A 16,147-nucleotide genomic window follows, 5' to 3' on the forward strand; every position below is an offset into this window, starting at 1 on the left:
CCCTCCGTATGCTGGACCGCGGCACGACGCCGTCAGGAGAGGGAGCATCATGGCTCAGGTCTACGAGAACATCACCGAGGTCTTCGGGCGCACCCCGCTCGTGAAGCTCAACAAGGTGACCGACGGCGCGGCCGCGACGGTCTACGCCAAGCTCGAGTTCTACAACCCCTCCGCGAGCGTCAAGGACCGTCTCGGCATCGGCATCGTCGACGCCGCCGAGGCGTCCGGCGAGCTCGCGCCCGGCGGCACCATCGTCGAGGGCACGAGCGGCAACACCGGCATCGCGCTCGCCATGATCGGCGCGGCCCGCGGCTACCGGGTCGTCATCGCCATGCCCGAGACCATGTCGAAGGAGCGCCGCGCGCTGCTGCGCGCCTACGGCGCCGAGCTCGTGCTCACCCCCGGCTCCGAGGGCATGAAGGGCGCCGTCGCGCGCGCCGAGCAGATCGCGGCCGAGACCCCCGGCGCCGTGCTCGCCCGGCAGTTCGAGAACCAGGCCAATGTCGACATCCACCGCCGCACCACCGCCGAAGAGGTCTGGGACGACACCGACGGCGGCGTCGACATCTTCGTCTCGGGCATCGGCACCGGCGGCACGCTCACCGGCGTCGGCCAGGTGCTGAAGGAGCGCAAGCCCGAGGTGCAGATCGTGGGCGTCGAGCCGCTCGAGTCGCCGATCCTGAACGGCGGCCAGCCCGGCCCGCACAAGATCCAGGGCATCGGCGCGAACTTCGTGCCGGCCATCCTCGACCGCGAGGTCTACGACGAGATCATCGACGTCAACATCGACCAGGCGGTCGCCACGGCACGCCGGCTCGGCGTCGAGGAGGGCATCCTCGGCGGCATCTCGTCGGGCGCGACCGTGCACGCCGCGACGCAGCTCGCGCAGCGGCCCGAGAACGCCGGCAAGACGATCGTCGTGATCGCCGCCAGCTACGGCGAGCGCTACCTCTCGACGGTGCTCTACGAGGACCTGCTCGACTGAGCGCGCCCGCCGATCTGCTTGACTGAACGGGTGGGATTCTTCGACCGGCTCAGGGAGGATGTCGCGACCGCGCGTTCGCACGATCCCGCCGCCCGGAGCCGCATCGAGGTCGTGCTCGCCTACTCGGGCCTGCACGCGATCTGGGCGTATCGCCTCGCGCACCGCATGTGGCAGGTGCCCGTGCTGCGGCTGCCGGCGCGCGTGGTCTCGCAGCTCACGCGATTCCTCACCGGGATCGAGATCCACCCCGGTGCGACGATCGGCCGTCGGTTCTTCATCGACCACGGCATGGGCGTCGTGATCGGCGAGACCACGATCGTCGGCGACGACGTGATGCTGTACCACGGGGTCACGCTCGGCGGGAAGGCGCCGCGGGGCGCACCCAGGGGTGCGAAGCGCCATCCCACCCTCGGCGACGGCGTCACCGTCGGTGCGGGCGCCAAGGTCCTCGGCGACATCGAGATCGGCGCGGGCAGTGCGATCGGCGCGAACGCCGTCGTCACCAAGGGCGCTCCGCCGCAGTCGCTGCTCGTCGGCATCCCGGCCGTCGCGAAGCCGTTGTCTCCCGCGACGGCGGCCGCGGCGCGCGGCGAGCACGACTGGCACGTCGACTGGCACATCTGATCGCGAGGCGCCGAACGCACGTCGTGAGCCGACGACACCGCGGCGAGGGCCGATCAGAGCGCCAGGAACATCACGTGGAGGCCGACGCGACCGTGCCGTCGCGATCGGAATGCGCCCGGCACGGTGCCGACGACGTCGAACCCGAGCGACCGCCACAGTCGGACCGCGGCCTCGTTCGAGGCCACGACCGCGTTGAACTGGATGCCCTCGAATCCCGAGCGGCGATGCCAGTCGATCACCCACTCGCCGAGGAGCCGCCCGACCCCGGCACCCCGCGCCTCGGGAGCCACCATGAACGACGCGGTGCCGATGTGGTCTCCGCGACCGGGACGGTTCGGGCCCATCTTGGCCGTTCCGACGATGTCGCCGTCGCGCTCGGCGACGACGGTGAGGCCGGGCGGCGATTCCACCCAGAGCGCGCGTGCCGACGACGACGTCAGATCGGACGGATAGGCATAGGTCTCACCGTCGCGCACCACGTCGTCGATGATTCGGAAGACCGACGGCCAGTCCTCGTCGCGGATGGGCTGGACGACGAGCGTGCTCACTGGTCGCCGAGGTCGGCGAGCCGGGCCTCCTCGTCGGCGCGCACGGCCGACTCGATGACGGGCTCGAGTGCGCCGTCCATGACCTGGTCGAGGTTGTACGCCTTGTAGCCGGTTCGGTGGTCGGCGATGCGGTTCTCGGGGAAGTTGTAGGTGCGGATGCGCTCGGAGCGGTCCATCGAGCGGATCTGCGACTTGCGGGCGTCGGATGCCGCGGCCGCGAGCTCCTCCTGCTGTCGCGCGAGCAGGCGCGCGCGGAGCACGCGCATCGCCGCCTCGCGGTTCTGCAGCTGCGACTTCTCGTTCTGCATCGCGACGACGATGCCCGTGGGCAGGTGCGTGATGCGCACCGCGGAGTCGGTCGTGTTGACCGACTGGCCGCCGGGGCCGCTGGAGCGGTAGACGTCGATCTTGAGGTCGTTCTGGTTGATGTCGACCTCTTCGGGCTCGTCGACCTCGGGGAAGACGAGCACGCCCGTGGTCGACGTGTGGATGCGACCCTGGGTCTCGGTGACGGGCACGCGCTGCACGCGGTGCACGCCGCCCTCGTACTTGAGGTGCGCCCATACGCCCTGCGACGGGTCGCCCGCGTTCGACTTGATCGCGACCTGCACGTTCTTGTAGCCGCCGAGGTCGGATTCGTCGCGCTCGAGCAGCTCGGTCTTCCAGCCCTTCGACTGCGCGTACTGGATGTACATGCGCAGCAGGTCGGCTGCGAACAGCGCGCTCTCGGCGCCGCCCTCGCCGCCCTTGATCTCCATGATCACGTCGCGGCCGTCGTCGGGATCGCGCGGGATGAGCAGTCGCCGCAGCTTCTCCTGCGTGTCGGCGAGGTGCTCCTCGAGCGCGGGCACCTCCTCGGCGAAGGCCTCGTCCTCCTTGGCCAGTTCGCGGGCGGCCTCGAGGTCGTCCTGCGCCTGCTGCCACGCGACGTGCGCGGCGACGATGCGGCTGAGCTCGGCGTAGCGCCGGTTCACCCGCTTCGCGCGCGCAGCGTCGGCGTGCAGTGCCGGGTCGGCGAGCTCCTCCTGGAGCGCGGCGTGCTCGGCGATGAGGGCCTGGACGGACTCGAACATCGGATCAGCGGTGGTGCTCGTTGTCGTGCCCGTGGCCGTTGCCGTTGCCGCCCACCGGCGAGGCCTTCTGCATGAGCAGCAGGAACTCGGTGTTCGACTGGGTTTCGCGCAGGCGCCCGAGCACGGCCTCGAGGGCCTGCTGCGGCTCGAGGCCGGCGAGCGCGCGACGCAGCTTCCACGTGATCTTGACCTCGTCGGCCGAGAGCAGCATCTCCTCGCGACGCGTCGACGACGCGTTGACGTCGACCGCCGGGAAGATCCGCTTGTCGGCGAGCTGGCGCGAGAGGCGGAGCTCGGAGTTGCCGGTGCCCTTGAACTCCTCGAAGATCACCTCGTCCATCTTGGATCCGGTCTCGACGAGTGCCGTGGCGAGGATGGTGAGCGAGCCGCCGTTCTCGATGTTGCGCGCGGCACCGAAGAAGCGCTTGGGCGGGTAGAGCGCCGACGCGTCGACGCCGCCCGACAGCACGCGACCCGATGCGGGTGCCGCGAGGTTGTAGGCACGGCCGAGGCGCGTGATCGAGTCGAGCAGGACGACCACGTCGTGGCCCAGCTCGACGAGGCGCTTCGCACGCTCGATGGCGAGCTCGGCGACCGTCGTGTGGTCCTCGGCGGGCCGGTCGAACGTCGAGGCGATGACCTCGCCCTTGACCGTGCGCTCCATGTCGGTGACCTCTTCGGGGCGCTCGTCGACGAGCACGACCATGAGGTGCACCTCGGGGTTGTTGATCGCGATGGCGTTCGCGATCTGCTGCAGCACGATCGTCTTGCCCGCCTTGGGCGGCGAGACGATCAGGCCGCGCTGGCCCTTGCCGATGGGCGCGATGAGGTCGATGATGCGCTGGGTGAGCTTCGTGGGCTCGGTCTCCATGCGCAGCCGCTCCTGGGGGTAGAGCGGCGTGAGCTTGCCGAACTCGATCCGCGCGGCGGATTCCTCGGCGGTCTGCCCGTTGACCGAGTCGACCTTGACGAGCGCGTTGTACTTCTGGCGCGTGTTGCCCTCGCCCTCGCGCGGCTGCTTGATCGCGCCGACGACGGCGTCGCCCTTGCGCAGGTGGTACTTCTTCACCTGGCCGAGCGAGACGTAGACGTCGCTCGGGCCCGGGAGGTACCCGGTCGTGCGCACGAACGCATAGTTGTCGAGCACGTCGAGGATGCCCGCGATGGGGATGAGCACGTCGTCGTCGAGGATCTCGGGCTCGACCTCGTCGGTGCCGCCCTGTCCACGGCGCTTGCGGTCGCGGTAGCGGTTGCGGCGGCCGCCGCCCTCACCGTCGGCCTGCGCCTGCTGGTCGCCGCGGCCCTGCTGGCCGCGCCCGCCCTGCTCCTGGCGGCCCTTGTCGGACTCGCCCTGGGCCTGCCGATCGCCCTCGGCCTGCTCGTCGGCGCGGCGGCCCTGGCGCTCGCCGCCCTGTGCGGCCTGGCCGCCCTGTGCGGCCTGGCCGCCCTGGCGCTCAGCGCCCTGCTCGCCCTTCTGGGCGTCGCCGCGGTCGCCGCGGTCGCCGCCCCGGCGGCCCCGGTTGCGGCTGCGGCCCTGGCGCGGCTCCTGGGCGGGCTGCTCGGCCGGAGCCTCGCCCTCCGTCTCGGCCTCGGCGCCCTGCGCCTGGCGAGGCTCGCCGGTCGCCGCCGCGAGCTCCTCGCGGACGGCCGCACGAGCCGCCTCGCGCGCCGCGTCGGTCGACGTCTCGGCGGCCTCCGACGGCACCAGGTCGATGCCGGTCGCACCGGCGTTGGCGTGCTGCACCGCTGCCGTCGCGCTCGTCGCGCGGCGCGGCTGGCGGCCACGGCGGACGGGCTCGGCCTGGGCCGGGGCGACGGGCTGCTCGGCCACGGTGGGCTCGGGCTGCTCGGCCGCGGCCTGCTCGGCCGCGGCGGGCTCGGGCTCCTCGGCCACGGCGGGCTCGGGGTGCTCGGCCTCGGTCACGTCGAACGCCGCCTGCTCGAGTGAGAGCGCCTCGGCGTCGGCGGGTGCGCCCGCGTCGACGACCTCGTCGAGCTGGGCCGTGCCGGCGCCGTCGGTGTGGGCGGAGATCAAGTCCACGAGTTCTCCTTTTCGACGCTTCGAGGCGCCCGCGATGCCGAGCGAGGCCGCGAGCTCCTGGAGCTCGGCGACCCGCATGGCGGTCAGGCGGGTGCGGTTCGCCACGCCCTCGGCGTAGTCGGTTCCGTTGGTCACTGGGATCGTCCTTTCCCCTGGCCAGGCAAGTGGGTTGGCCGAGGAGAGCTGGGTCGCGGCACGCGGAAGTGTTGCGCACGAGGCGCAGACCTGCGCGATTGCGAAAGCATGAAATGCCGGGAATTGCACGATGTGGTTGGGCGCAGACGCTGCGCCTGCCCGGGGTGCGGTCTCAGTCTAGCACCGACCCGCGGGCCCTCCGACCACGCGCCACGCCGTGCGCCGCGCGACGCGCCGCGCATGGCTCGCTGCCGCGTGACGCCGCCCGCCGGATCAGTCGGCGTCCACCGCCTGCACGGTCGCACCGAGGAAGTCGACCGCGAGCGGCAGGGCCTGCCACGCGGTCTGCGCGGACTCCTCGACGAGTCGGATCGCGTCCGCGCGCTCGCTCGGGTCGCTCGCGAGCACGAGGATCGACGGGCCGGCGCCCGACACCACGGCCGGGTGGCCGGCGGCGCGCAACGCACGGATGAGCCGGTCGGTCTCGGGCATGGCCTCGGCACGGTAGCGCTGGTGCAGCTTGTCCTCGGTGGCGGCGAGGAGCAGCTCGGGGCTCTGGATGAGGGCCGCGACCAGCAGTGCCGACCGGGAGACGTTGAACACCGCATCCTCGTGCGGAACCGACGTGGGCTGGAGGCTGCGCGCGAGCGCGGTCGACATCTCGTGCTCGGGCACGAGCACGAGCGGCGAGACCCCGCGGTGCACCATGAGCTTCTTGTGGCGGGGGCCCTCGGGTGTCACCCACGCGATCGTCAGGCCGCCGAAGAGCGCCGGCGCGACGTTGTCGGGATGCCCCTCGAGCTCGGTCGCCAGCTCGAGCAGCTCGTCGGGCGAGATCTCGATCTCGGGCTCGAGCAGGCCCTTCGCCGCCATGATGCCCGCGACGATCGCCGCGCCGGACGAGCCGAGCCCGCGACCGTGCGGGATCGCGTTGCGAGCGACCAGACGGAGCGGCGGCCGCTCCAGGCCGAAGTGGGCGAAGGTGTGCGCGATGGCGCGCACGACGAGGTGCGACTCGTCGAGCGGGACTTCGCCCCGGCCCACGCCCTCGACCTCGATCGCGAGGCCGTCGTCGACGACCTCGACCTCGAGCTCGTCGTAGCGCGCGAGCGCGAGGCCGAGCGTGTCGAAGCCGGGCCCGAGGTTGGCGGACGTCGCAGGTACCTTGACGCGCACCCGGCGGCCGGCGAGATCGGCCGCAGTCGGCGCGGTCGCCTCGGCCGACGCGGCGGTCATGAACCGAGCCCCAGCACTTCGGCCACGTGCGCGACGTCGGCGGGCACGACGGTCGGCTGCACCTCGGAGCCGTCGGGCAGGCGCAGCGCCCACTGGGGGTCCTTCAGCCCGTGACCCGTGACGGTGAGCACCACGCGGGCGCCCTTGGGCACCTCGCCCGCCGCGGAGCGCTCGAGGAGTCCGGCGACGCTGATCGCCGATGCGGGCTCGACGAAGACGCCGACCTCGGCGGAGAGGATGCGCTGCGCCTCGAGGATCTTCTCGTCCTCGATGGCGCCGAAGTAGCCGTCGGTGAGGTCGCGGGCTTCGAGCGCGAGCTGCCACGACGCCGGGTTGCCGATGCGGATGGCGCTCGCGATCGTCTCGGGGTTGCGGACCGGCTCGCCGCGCACGAGCGGTGCCGACCCGGCCGCCTGGAAGCCGAACATGCGCGGGAGCCGCGTGGCGTTGCCCGCGGCGATGTCCTCGCGGTAGCCGCGCGTGTAGGCCGTGTAGTTGCCGGCGTTGCCGACGGGGATGAAGTGCAGGTCGGGCGCATCGCCGAGCACCTCGACCACCTCGAACGCCGCCGTCTTCTGGCCCTCGATGCGGTCGTTGTTCACCGAGTTCACGAGGTGCACGGGGTAGTTCTCGGCGAGGTCGCGCGCGATGTCGAGGCAATCGTCGAAGTTGCCCTGGATCTGGATGAGGTGCGCGTCGTGCGCGATCGCCTGGCTGAGCTTGCCCATGGCGATCTTGCCCTCGGGCACGAGCACCGCGGCCTTGATCCCGGCGTGCGTGGCATACGCCGCGGCCGACGCCGACGTGTTGCCGGTCGAGGCGCAGATGACGACCTCGGCGCCACGCTCGACGGCCTTCGTCACGGCCATGGTCATGCCGCGGTCCTTGAACGAGCCCGTGGGGTTCATGCCCTCGAACTTCACCCACACGTCGGCGCCCGTGCGGCGCGAGAGCGCGGGCGCCGGCAGGAGCGGCGTGCCGCCCTCGCCGAGGGTCACGACGGGCGTGGCATCCGTCACGTCGAGCCGGTCGGCGTACTCGCGGATGACGCCGCGCCACTGTCGGGACGGGGCCTTCGTTGCCTGCTGGTTCACTCTGCTCCTTCGACTCGGATCACGGATGCGACGGAGGTCACGACCGGGCTGTCGGCGAGCGCGCGCACCGTCTCGGCGAGCGCGGACTCACGCGCCTCGTGGGTGCCGATGACCAGCGTAGCCCGCCCCGTTCCGTCGTTGATGGTCTGCTCGAGCTCGCCGACGCTGACCCCGTGGTCGGCGAAGACGTGCGCGATCGTCGCGAGCACGCCGGGTTCGTCGGCGGCTTCGATGGTGATGGCGTACCGCGTGCTGATGCGGCCGATGTCGAGCACGGGCAGCTCGGCGTGCGTCGACTCGGCCGTTCCCGGCCCGCCGAGCACGTGCCGGCGCGCGATGGCGACCAGGTCGCCGAGCACGGCGGAGGCGGTCTGGACCCCGCCGGCCCCGGCGCCGTAGAACATGAGCGGTCCGGCGGCCGACGCCTCGACGAACACCGCGTTGTTCGCGCCGTGCACGGCCGCGAGCGGATGGGCGCGGTGCACCATCGCGGGGTACACGCGTGCGGAGACGCCCTCCTGGCCCGTCTCGGGATCGACGAGCCGCTCGCAGATGGCGAGCAGCTTCACGACGTAGCCCGCTCGCCTGGCGGACTCGACCTGCGCCGCGGTCACGCCCGTGATGCCTTCGCGGTGCACCGACTCGACCGGCACGCTCGTGTGGAAGGCCAGGCTCGCGAGGATGGCGGCCTTCTGCGCGGCGTCGTAGCCGCCGATGTCGGCCGTCGGGTCGGCCTCCGCGTATCCGAGTTCGGTGGCCGTCGCGAGCGCGTCCTCGAGGGACGCCCCCGTGGTGTCCATGCGGTCGAGGATGAAGTTCGTGGTGCCGTTGACGATGCCGAGGATGCGCTCGATCCGGTCGCCGGCGAGGCTGTCGCGCAGCGGGCGGATGATCGGGATGGCGCCGCCGACCGCCGCTTCATACGAGAGCTGGGCGCCCACCTGCTGGGCGGCGGCGAACAGCTCGGGTCCGTGCGTGGCGAGCAGCGCCTTGTTGCCCGTGACGACGTCGGCGCCCGACGCGATCGCCTTCAGCACGAGCGTGCGCGCCGGTTCGAGGCCGCCCATGAGCTCGATCACGACGTCGGCGCCGAGGATGAGCGACTCGGCGTCGGTCGTCAGGAGCTCGCGGGGCAGGTCGACGTCGCGCCGCGCATCGACGTCGCGCACCGCGACGCCGACGAGCTCGAGTCGGGCGCCGATCCGGTTGGCGAGCTCGTCGGCGTGCTCGAGCAGGAGGCGTGCGACCTGCGAGCCGACCGACCCGGCGCCGAGCAGCGCCACGCGGATGGAGCGGTATTCGATCATGCGGTGACTCCGTGCGCGTCGTCGTGGTCGTCGAGCCCGGCATCGCGGGCGAGCAGGTCGTCCTCGGTCTCGCCCCGCACGATCACGCGCGCTCGGCCCTGGACGACGGCGACGACGGGCGGGCGGGGCACGTGGTTGTAGTTCGACGCGAGCGACCAGCAGTAGGCGCCGGTCGCGGCGACCGCGAGCAGGTCTCCCGGCGTCACGTCGTGCGGGAGCCAGTCCTGGTCGACGACGATGTCCCCGGACTCGCAGTGCTTGCCGACGACGCGCACGAGGGCCGGCGGCGCGTCCGACGTGCGCGACGCGAGTCGCGCGGTGTACCGGGCCCCGTAGAGCGCGGTCCGGATGTTGTCGCTCATCCCGCCGTCGACCGAGACGTAGTGGCGCCATCCGTCGTCGGTCGGCACCGCCTTGACCGTGCCCACGCGGTAGAGGGTGACGCCCGCCGGCCCGATGATCGAGCGACCGGGCTCGAACGCGAGCTTCGGCACGGGCACGCCGTGACGGCGGCTCGCCGAGGCGACCGCCGAGGCGATGCCGTCGGCGATGACCTCGATCGGCTGGGGGTCGTCGGCCTCGGTGTAGGCGATGCCGAACCCGCCGCCGAGGTTCAGCTCGGGCACCGGGGCGTCGGCGGAGAGCTCGGCGTGCACGCCGAGCAGCCGCTCGGCCGACTCGGCGAAGCCGGCGGCGTCGAAGATCTGGGAGCCGATGTGGCAGTGCAGCCCGACGAAGTCGAGCGAGTCGTGCGAGCGGATGGCGCGCACCACGCGTGGGGCGTCGGCCAGCGGAACCCCGAACTTCTGGTCCTCGTGCGCGGTGGCGAGGAACTCGTGCGTCGACGCGTGCACGCCGGAGTTGACACGCAAGCGGACGCGCTGGACGCGCCCGGACCGGCCGGCGGCCTCGGCGACGCGCTCGACCTCGATCTCGCTGTCGAGGATGATCGTCCCGACGCCCGCGGCGACCGCGCGCTCGATCTCGCGCTCGGACTTGTTGTTGCCATGGAAGCCGATGCGAGCGGGGTCGGCGCCGGCGGCGAGCGCGACGGCGAGCTCGCCGCCCGTCGCGACGTCGATCGCGAGTCCCTCGGCGGTCATCCAGCGCACGATCGCGCCCGAGAGGAACGCCTTGCCCGCGTAGTACACCGTCGCGGTGGTGCCGATCCCGGCCGCAGCCGATTGGAGCGCCGAACGGATCCGGACGGCGCGCGCGCGGGCGACGGCCTCGTCGACGACGTAGAGCGGCGTTCCGAAGCGCGCGGCGAGCGCGACGGCGTCGGCTCCGCCGATCGTCAGTCGCCCGGCGAGGTCGCGGTGGGCGCCGTCGGGCCACACCTGCGGCGCGAGCGCGTTCGGGTCGGCGGGCGCGACCGGCTGCGTGGGAACGGGTGCACTGGATGACACGGGAACCTCACGGGACGGTGGAACGAACGACGGATCACTCGGACGGCGAGCGAACCCGGATCGGTTCCTGAAGCCTCGGTGCGACCGCCCTTGTGGGGCGATACCCCGGCGAGTCTAGCGAGCAGCGGCGCGGCGGCCGAATCGGCGACGACGCCGGGTGACCTAGTCGCAGCTCCCCGTCGTCGCGAGCGTCTCCTCGACCAGGGGCAGGTCGCTCGCCTCGGCCCGGACGGTGACACCGTCGGGCTGGACGTCGAGGCCGGTCACCTCGACGCCCTCGGGCAGGCGGTCGGCGACGCAGATCGGCAGCGGGTCGCCGCCGAGCAGCCGGTCGACGAGGCCGGAGACGTCGATGCTGCCGCCCCCCGCCTGGACGTCGGCTCCGACGGGTGCGAGGAGCACCCGGTCGCCCGCCGCCTCGGGTTCGGCGGTGACGGTGAACCCGATCGGGATGCCGAGGACGGCGACCTCGTCGCTGTACGCCACGGTGCCGTCGCCGAGCTCGAGTCCACCGGGTACGCCCTGCGACTCGGCGATCGCGTCCACGGCCGTCTCGTCGACGCTCGCGACCGCCTCGGCGCGCTCCACGGAGCCGCCCGCGGCGAGCGGGACGCCGTACGCGGTGACCGTCGCGTCCACGGGCACCCCGTAGACGTCGAGCTCCGGCGCCGTCGCGACGATCTCGTCCATGCTGCCGCGCAGCACCTGCCACAGCGCCGACAGCCCGTGGATCTGCACGTCGACGTCGCCCTCGACGCCCTCGGGCAGGTCCTGCTCGATCGAGGCCGCGATGTTGCGCTCGGCGATGCCGCGACCCACCGTCTCGACGAGGACCAGCACGCCGACGATCACGACCAGGAGCATGCCGATCACGATGAGCGCCCGCGTTCCCCCGGACGTGCGGCGGCGGGGTCCGCCCGACTCGTCGAGCGGCTGCAGGCGGACGGTCTCGGCGTCGGAGGCGGCCATGCCTCGGAAGGCTACATGCGCTCGGGCGCCGACACGCCGAGGAGGTGCAGCCCGTTGCGGATGACCTGCCCGGTGGCATCGTTCAGCCACAGCCGAGTGCGGTGGAGTTCGCCGACGGGTTCGTCGCCGAGCGGGAGGACGCGGCAGTTGTCGTACCACCGGTGGTAGAGCCCCGCGAGCTCCTCGATGTAGCGCGCGACCCGGTGCGGCTCGCGCAGCTCGGCCGACTGCGCGACGATGCGCGGGAACTCCTGGAGTGCGCCGAGCAGCGCGGACTCGGTCTCGTGGTCGAGCAGCTCGGGCGCGAACGCCGAGCGGTCGACGCCGCTCGCCTGCGCGTTGCGCGCGACGGCCGCGGTGCGCGCATGCGCGTACTGCACGTAGAACACCGGGTTGTCGTTGGTGCGGCGGCGCAGCTGCTCGGGGTCGATCGCGAGCGGCGAATCGGCCGGGTAGCGCGCGAGCGTGTATCGGAGGGCATCGGTGCCGAGCCAGGCCTGCAGGTCGTCGAGCTCGATGATGTTGCCCGCGCGCTTGGACAGCCGCGCGCCGTTGACCGACACGAGCTGCCCGATGAGCACCTCGACATCCTTCTCGGGGTCGTCGCCCGCGGCGCCCGCGAGCGCCTTGAGGCGGTGGACGTACCCGTGGTGGTCGGCGCCGAGCAGGTAGATCTTGTGCTCGAACCCGCGGTCGCCCTTGTCGAGGTAGTAGGCCGCGTCGGCGGCGAAGTAGGTGTAGACGCCGTTGGCGCGCCGGATGACGCGGTCCTTGTCGTCGCCGAAGTCGGTCGTGCGCACCCAGACCGCGCCCTCGTCATCGAAGACGTGGCCCTGCGCGCGCAGCCGCTCGACCGCGGCGTCGATCGCCGACACCCCGTCGTCGTCCTTCGCGTGGAGCGTGCGTTCGCTGGTCCAGACGTCGAAGTGCACCTCGAAACGAGCGAGCGACTCGCGGATCTCGGCGAGCTGCAGCTCGTAGGCGATCTCGCGCGCCGTGTGCAGCGCGACCTCGTCGTCGAGCTCGAGCAGGTGCGGCTCGCGCTCGAGCACCTTGGCGGCGAGGTCGGCGACGTACTGCCCGGGATAGCCGTTCTCGGGAGTGGGCTCGCCCTTGGCAGCCGCGAGCACCGAGGCGCCGAAGGTGTCCATCTGCGAGCCGGCGTCGTTGATGTAGTACTCGTTCGCGACCTTCGCTCCGGCGGCGCGGAGCACGCGGCCGATCGAGTCGCCGAGCGCCGCCCAGCGCGTGTGGCCGATGTGCAGCGGTCCGGTCGGGTTGGCCGAGACGAACTCGAGGTTGATCACGCTGCCCGTGAGCGCGTCGACGTGGCCGTACGCGTCGCCCCGTTCGACGATCGTGCGCGCGAGCGCACCGGCGGCGGCGGCATCCAGTCGGATGTTGATGAAGCCGGGGCCGGCGACCTCGGCGCTCGCGACGCCCTCGACGCCGGAGAGGCCCTCGGCGAGCTCGGCGGCGAGCGCGCGCGGGTTGGTGCCGAGCGGCTTGGCGATGCGCAACGCGATGCTCGAGGCCCAGTCGCCGTGCTCGCGCAGCTTGGGGCGCTCGAGGGTGACCGCCTCGGGCGCCAGGTCGAGCGCCACCTCGTCTCCGGCCGCTCGTCGTCGCGCGACCAGGCCCATGACGAGGTCGTACAGGGCACGCGAGAGATCGGCGGGAGTCACTCGAAGATCCTAGCGTTCGGCGTTGGTAGGGTTTCCCGCATGCCGCGCCCGAACACCCCCGCCACTCGACTCGCCGCGGTCGCCCTCGCCGCGCTCGCGACCACCGCCGCGCTGAGCGGCTGCACGCCGGGATCCGCGCCCGGCGCGACCGACGTGCCCACGGCATCGGCAACGCCCTCGCCGGGTGCCTCCGCCACGGCCGTCCCGACGCCCGAGCCGACCGAGGAGCCGATCGCGTTCGAGATCGCGTGCGATGCGTTGCTCACGCCCGACCAGGTGTACGAGTTCAATCCCAACTTCGGCACGGCGCCCGACTACGCACCGTCCGACGGCGCGGTCCGCGAGGTCGTGGACGCCGAGGGAACCGCCTGCGGATGGAGCAACCAGACCAGCGGCGAGGTGATCGAGGTCGGCGTCGCGACACTTCCGCCCACGGCATTCGACCTGCACGTCGGCCAGGCCGCGATGTCGAGCAATCCCGTACCGACCTACGGCACCCCGCCCGACGTCGAGGGCTTCTTCCTGCTCTCGGGCGGGGTCGGACAGGCGCAGGTCTTCACCGGCGAGCAGTGGATCGTCGTGCAGTCCGAGGTGCTCGTCGAGCCGGGCGACGCGCAGCAGTTGGTTGCCGCCGTCCTCGCCAATCTGCCCTGAGCGAGCGGCCCGCACGAGGTCGGGTCGAGCCGCCGCAGGTGGTAGTGTTGCTGGCTGTGCGCCTCCGTAGCTCAGGGGATAGAGCGCCGGTTTCCGGTACCGTAGGTCGGGGGTTCGAATCCCTCCGGGGGCACGTCGTGAAGAGCCGGGTCCACTCAGTCAGCTGAGGGCCCGGCTCGTTCCGTCTCAGGGTGCCTTCCCCACGCCCGCCGGCCGATCCGCGCGCCCGACCGCCGCTCTGGACGTTGACTGAACGTCCGCCGGGAATGCGTGGACGGGCTCTCGGCGGCCCCCATAGACTCCAGACATCCGGTCGAGGGGAAGGCAACGGGTGGGCATGCGGTCGGTTCGCAGGAGTTCGATCGTGCTGGCCGCAGCGGTGGGGCTCGCGCTCGCCGTGCTGCCCCAGGCCGCGCACGCCGAGGACCCGGTCTCGTTCGGCTCGAGCCCGATCGTCGACACCGCCGGAGCCCTCACGGCGAGCGAGGCCGCCGACGTCGAGGCCGCGATCGCGGCCGCCGCGGACACCTCCGGCAGGCAGCTGTTCGTCGCCTACGTCGACGAGTTCACGAACCCCGCCGATGCCGGTTCATGGGCGACCGACACCGCGAACGCCAACAACATGGGCAGCGAGGACTACCTCCTCGCCGTGGCGATCGAGGGTCGGGCCTACTACCTGTCGGCCGCCGAGGACGCCTCGCTCTCGGCATCCGACATCGACCGCATCGCATTGGAGGTCGTGGAGCCCGAGCTGCGCGACGGCGACTGGGCGCAGGCGGCGATCGCGGCCGCCGACGCCATCGGAGGCGGGTCGGCCGCCGGCGCGGGCGGGTTCGGCCTCGGATGGCTCTGGCTCGTGCTCATCGGCGTCGGCATCGTGGTCGTCGTGGCGATCGTCCTCGCACGCCGTCGCCGTGCGGTCGCGGGCGGCGCCGCGGTGCCGGGAATCCCGCCCGCGCAGCCCCCGGTGCCCGTCGAGGAGCTGCGCCGCCGCGCCGGCGGAGCGCTCGTGCAGGCCGACGACGCGCTCAAGACGAGCGAGGAGGAGCTCGGCTTCGCGGTCGCGGCCTACGGGGACGAGGCGACCGCGGGGTTCCGCGCCGCGCTCGAGACCGCGAAGGCCAAGGTGCGCGAGGCGTTCACGCTGCAGCAGAAGCTCGACGACCACGAGCCCGACACCGAGGCGCAGCAGCGCGAATGGTACGAGCGGATCGTCGCGCTGACGGGCGAAGCCGACGGACTGCTCGACGAGCAGGTCGAGCGCTTCGACGAGCTCCGCTCGCTCGAGCAGAACGCGCCCGAGGCGCTCGCCCGGGTCGAGGGCGCCACACGGGCCGCTGAGGAGGCGATCGCACCGGCTGCCGAACGCCTCCGCGAACTCGGCGCGCGCTACGCCGCGACCGCGCTCGCCGCCGTGGCCGACAACGCCGACCAGGCCCGCACGCGGATCGCGTTCGCTCGCGACTCCATCGAGCAGGCGCGCGCCGCCATCGCGCGCGGCGAGGTGAGCGAGGCCGCGGTCGACATCCGAGCCGCCGAGGAGGCCGCCGACCAGGCCCAGCTGCTCGGGACGGCGATCGAGCGCCTCGCGGCCGACCTCGAGGCGGCCGACCGCGCCGTGGCCTCCGGGGTGGACGACCTCGACACCGACGTCCGGACGGCACGGTCCCTGCCCCAGGCCGGCTTGGCCCCGCTCGCAGACCGCGTCGAGGCCGAGGCCTCCGCCATCCGCGCCGAGCTCGCGCAGCCCGATCGATCGCCGCTCGAGCTCAAGGCCCGGCTCGACCGCGTCAATGCCGAGATCGACCAGGCCGTCCAGGGCGCTCGCGATGCGCAGGTCGCTGCCGAGCGGGCACGCGCGCAGCTCGATCGGACGCTGCTGTCGGCGCGCTCGCAGGTGCAGGCCGCCGAGGACTACCTCGTCGCGCGACGCGGCGCGATCGGCAGCGAGGCACGGACGCGCCTGGCCGAGGCCGGCCGCCTTCTCGTCGAGTCCCAGTCGCTCGCGGTCACCGATCCGGCACGAGCGCTCGCGTCGGCGCAACGGGCCGAGCAGCTCGCGGGCCAGGCCATGTCGCTCGCCCAGGAGGACGTCGGCGGGTTCGGCGGCAGCTACGGCGGGTACGGCCCGCCCCGCTCCGCGGGAGGCGGCGGGGGCGACCTCTTCGGCGCCGTGCTCGGCGGCATCCTCATCAACTCCGTCCTCGGCGGCGGGGGCGGCGGCGGCATGTTCGGCGGTGGCGGCGGCGGCGGCTTCGGCGGTGGCTTCGGGGGCGGTGGGCGACGCTCGCCCGGCAGCTTCGGAGGGTCGGCCACGCGGTCCCGCCGCGGGAGCGGAGGCCGCTTCTGAATCGACCTGTTCCAGACGAACGCAACTGACCACCACA

General features: G+C 72.7%; 13 protein-coding genes and 1 tRNA gene. 5 read left to right on the forward strand and 9 right to left on the reverse strand.

Annotation, left to right across the window (positions count from 1 at the left end):
* The first annotated feature begins 49 nt into the window (after nt 1-49).
* Both cysK and epsC read left to right on the forward strand, forming a co-directional pair.
* A complete protein-coding gene (gene cysK, locus BLT99_RS08335; RefSeq protein ID WP_092670922.1) occupies nt 50-985 on the forward strand; it encodes a cysteine synthase A in 936 nt (311 codons plus the stop codon).
* A gap of 30 nt (nt 986-1,015) precedes the next feature.
* Entirely contained in the window at nt 1,016-1,609 is a 594-nt protein-coding gene (gene epsC, locus BLT99_RS08340) for a serine O-acetyltransferase EpsC (RefSeq protein WP_092670924.1), read from the forward strand.
* A 53-nt stretch (nt 1,610-1,662) separates the two neighbouring features.
* Here the strand turns inward: epsC and BLT99_RS08345 are convergent, their stop codons facing one another.
* The 9 genes from BLT99_RS08345 to BLT99_RS08385 all read right to left on the reverse strand — a co-directional run bounded on the left by BLT99_RS08345 (nt 1,663) and on the right by BLT99_RS08385 (nt 13,106).
* On the reverse strand, nt 1,663-2,157 hold the full coding sequence (locus BLT99_RS08345) for a GNAT family N-acetyltransferase (protein WP_092670926.1): 495 nt from the start codon (nt 2,155-2,157) through the stop codon (nt 1,663-1,665).
* Nucleotides 2,154-3,230 (reverse strand): peptide chain release factor 1, encoded by a 1,077-nt coding sequence (gene prfA / locus BLT99_RS08350; protein ID WP_092670928.1) that lies wholly within the window; start codon nt 3,228-3,230, stop codon nt 2,154-2,156. Before prfA ends, BLT99_RS08345 begins: the two co-directional genes overlap by 4 nt.
* A 4-nt stretch (nt 3,231-3,234) precedes the next feature.
* Nucleotides 3,235-5,406, reverse strand: coding sequence for a transcription termination factor Rho (gene rho, locus BLT99_RS08355; protein WP_092670930.1), 2,172 nt, complete (start codon nt 5,404-5,406; stop codon nt 3,235-3,237).
* A 273-nt stretch (nt 5,407-5,679) separates the two neighbouring features.
* Nucleotides 5,680-6,642: a homoserine kinase gene (thrB, locus tag BLT99_RS08360; RefSeq protein ID WP_092670932.1), complete on the reverse strand. Its 963-nt coding sequence runs from the start codon at nt 6,640-6,642 to the stop codon at nt 5,680-5,682.
* Complete coding sequence (thrC, locus tag BLT99_RS08365; RefSeq protein ID WP_092670934.1) at nt 6,639-7,736, reverse strand: threonine synthase; 1,098 nt, start codon at nt 7,734-7,736, stop codon at nt 6,639-6,641. Before thrC ends, thrB begins: the two co-directional genes overlap by 4 nt.
* Nucleotides 7,733-9,043: a homoserine dehydrogenase gene (locus BLT99_RS08370; protein WP_092670936.1), complete on the reverse strand. Its 1,311-nt coding sequence runs from the start codon at nt 9,041-9,043 to the stop codon at nt 7,733-7,735. Before BLT99_RS08370 ends, thrC begins: the two co-directional genes overlap by 4 nt.
* Nucleotides 9,040-10,452: a diaminopimelate decarboxylase gene (gene lysA / locus BLT99_RS08375; protein ID WP_092670938.1), complete on the reverse strand. Its 1,413-nt coding sequence runs from the start codon at nt 10,450-10,452 to the stop codon at nt 9,040-9,042. Before lysA ends, BLT99_RS08370 begins: the two co-directional genes overlap by 4 nt.
* A gap of 162 nt (nt 10,453-10,614) precedes the next feature.
* Nucleotides 10,615-11,421, reverse strand: coding sequence for an LmeA family phospholipid-binding protein (locus BLT99_RS08380; RefSeq protein WP_092670940.1), 807 nt, complete (start codon nt 11,419-11,421; stop codon nt 10,615-10,617).
* Nucleotides 11,422-11,432: 11 nt separating this feature from the next.
* Nucleotides 11,433-13,106, reverse strand: a complete 1,674-nt coding sequence (locus BLT99_RS08385; RefSeq protein WP_092670942.1) for an arginine--tRNA ligase — start codon at nt 13,104-13,106, stop codon at nt 11,433-11,435.
* Nucleotides 13,107-13,145: 39 nt separating this feature from the next.
* On the opposite strand from BLT99_RS08385, the gene BLT99_RS08390 reads away from it, so the two are divergent.
* The 3 genes from BLT99_RS08390 to BLT99_RS08400 all read left to right on the forward strand — a co-directional run bounded on the left by BLT99_RS08390 (nt 13,146) and on the right by BLT99_RS08400 (nt 16,110).
* Nucleotides 13,146-13,760, forward strand: a complete 615-nt coding sequence (locus BLT99_RS08390) for a hypothetical protein (protein ID WP_092670944.1) — start codon at nt 13,146-13,148, stop codon at nt 13,758-13,760.
* A gap of 60 nt (nt 13,761-13,820) precedes the next feature.
* Nucleotides 13,821-13,893, forward strand: a tRNA-Arg gene (locus BLT99_RS08395).
* A gap of 231 nt (nt 13,894-14,124) precedes the next feature.
* Nucleotides 14,125-16,110 (forward strand): TPM domain-containing protein, encoded by a 1,986-nt coding sequence (locus BLT99_RS08400; RefSeq protein WP_229724757.1) that lies wholly within the window; start codon nt 14,125-14,127, stop codon nt 16,108-16,110.
* Nucleotides 16,111-16,147: the final 37 nt, after the last annotated feature.

It is taken from the genome of Agromyces flavus (assembly GCF_900104685.1).
In the GTDB taxonomy this organism is placed as follows: Bacteria; Actinomycetota; Actinomycetes; order Actinomycetales; family Microbacteriaceae; genus Agromyces; species Agromyces flavus.

Bases quoted from the DNA above. Each gene is read 5' to 3' on its own strand.
- BLT99_RS08390 (WP_092670944.1), top strand. From the start codon at position 13,146: ATGCCGCGCCCGAACACCCCCGCCACTCGACTCGCCGCGGTCGCCCTC.
- BLT99_RS08370 (WP_092670936.1), bottom strand. From the start codon at position 9,043: ATGATCGAATACCGCTCCATCCGCGTGGCGCTGCTCGGCGCCGGGTCG.
- BLT99_RS08380 (WP_092670940.1), bottom strand. From the start codon at position 11,421: ATGGCCGCCTCCGACGCCGAGACCGTCCGCCTGCAGCCGCTCGACGAG.
- prfA (WP_092670928.1), bottom strand. From the start codon at position 3,230: ATGTTCGAGTCCGTCCAGGCCCTCATCGCCGAGCACGCCGCGCTCCAG.
- thrB (WP_092670932.1), bottom strand. From the start codon at position 6,642: ATGACCGCCGCGTCGGCCGAGGCGACCGCGCCGACTGCGGCCGATCTC.
- cysK (WP_092670922.1), top strand. From the start codon at position 50: ATGGCTCAGGTCTACGAGAACATCACCGAGGTCTTCGGGCGCACCCCG.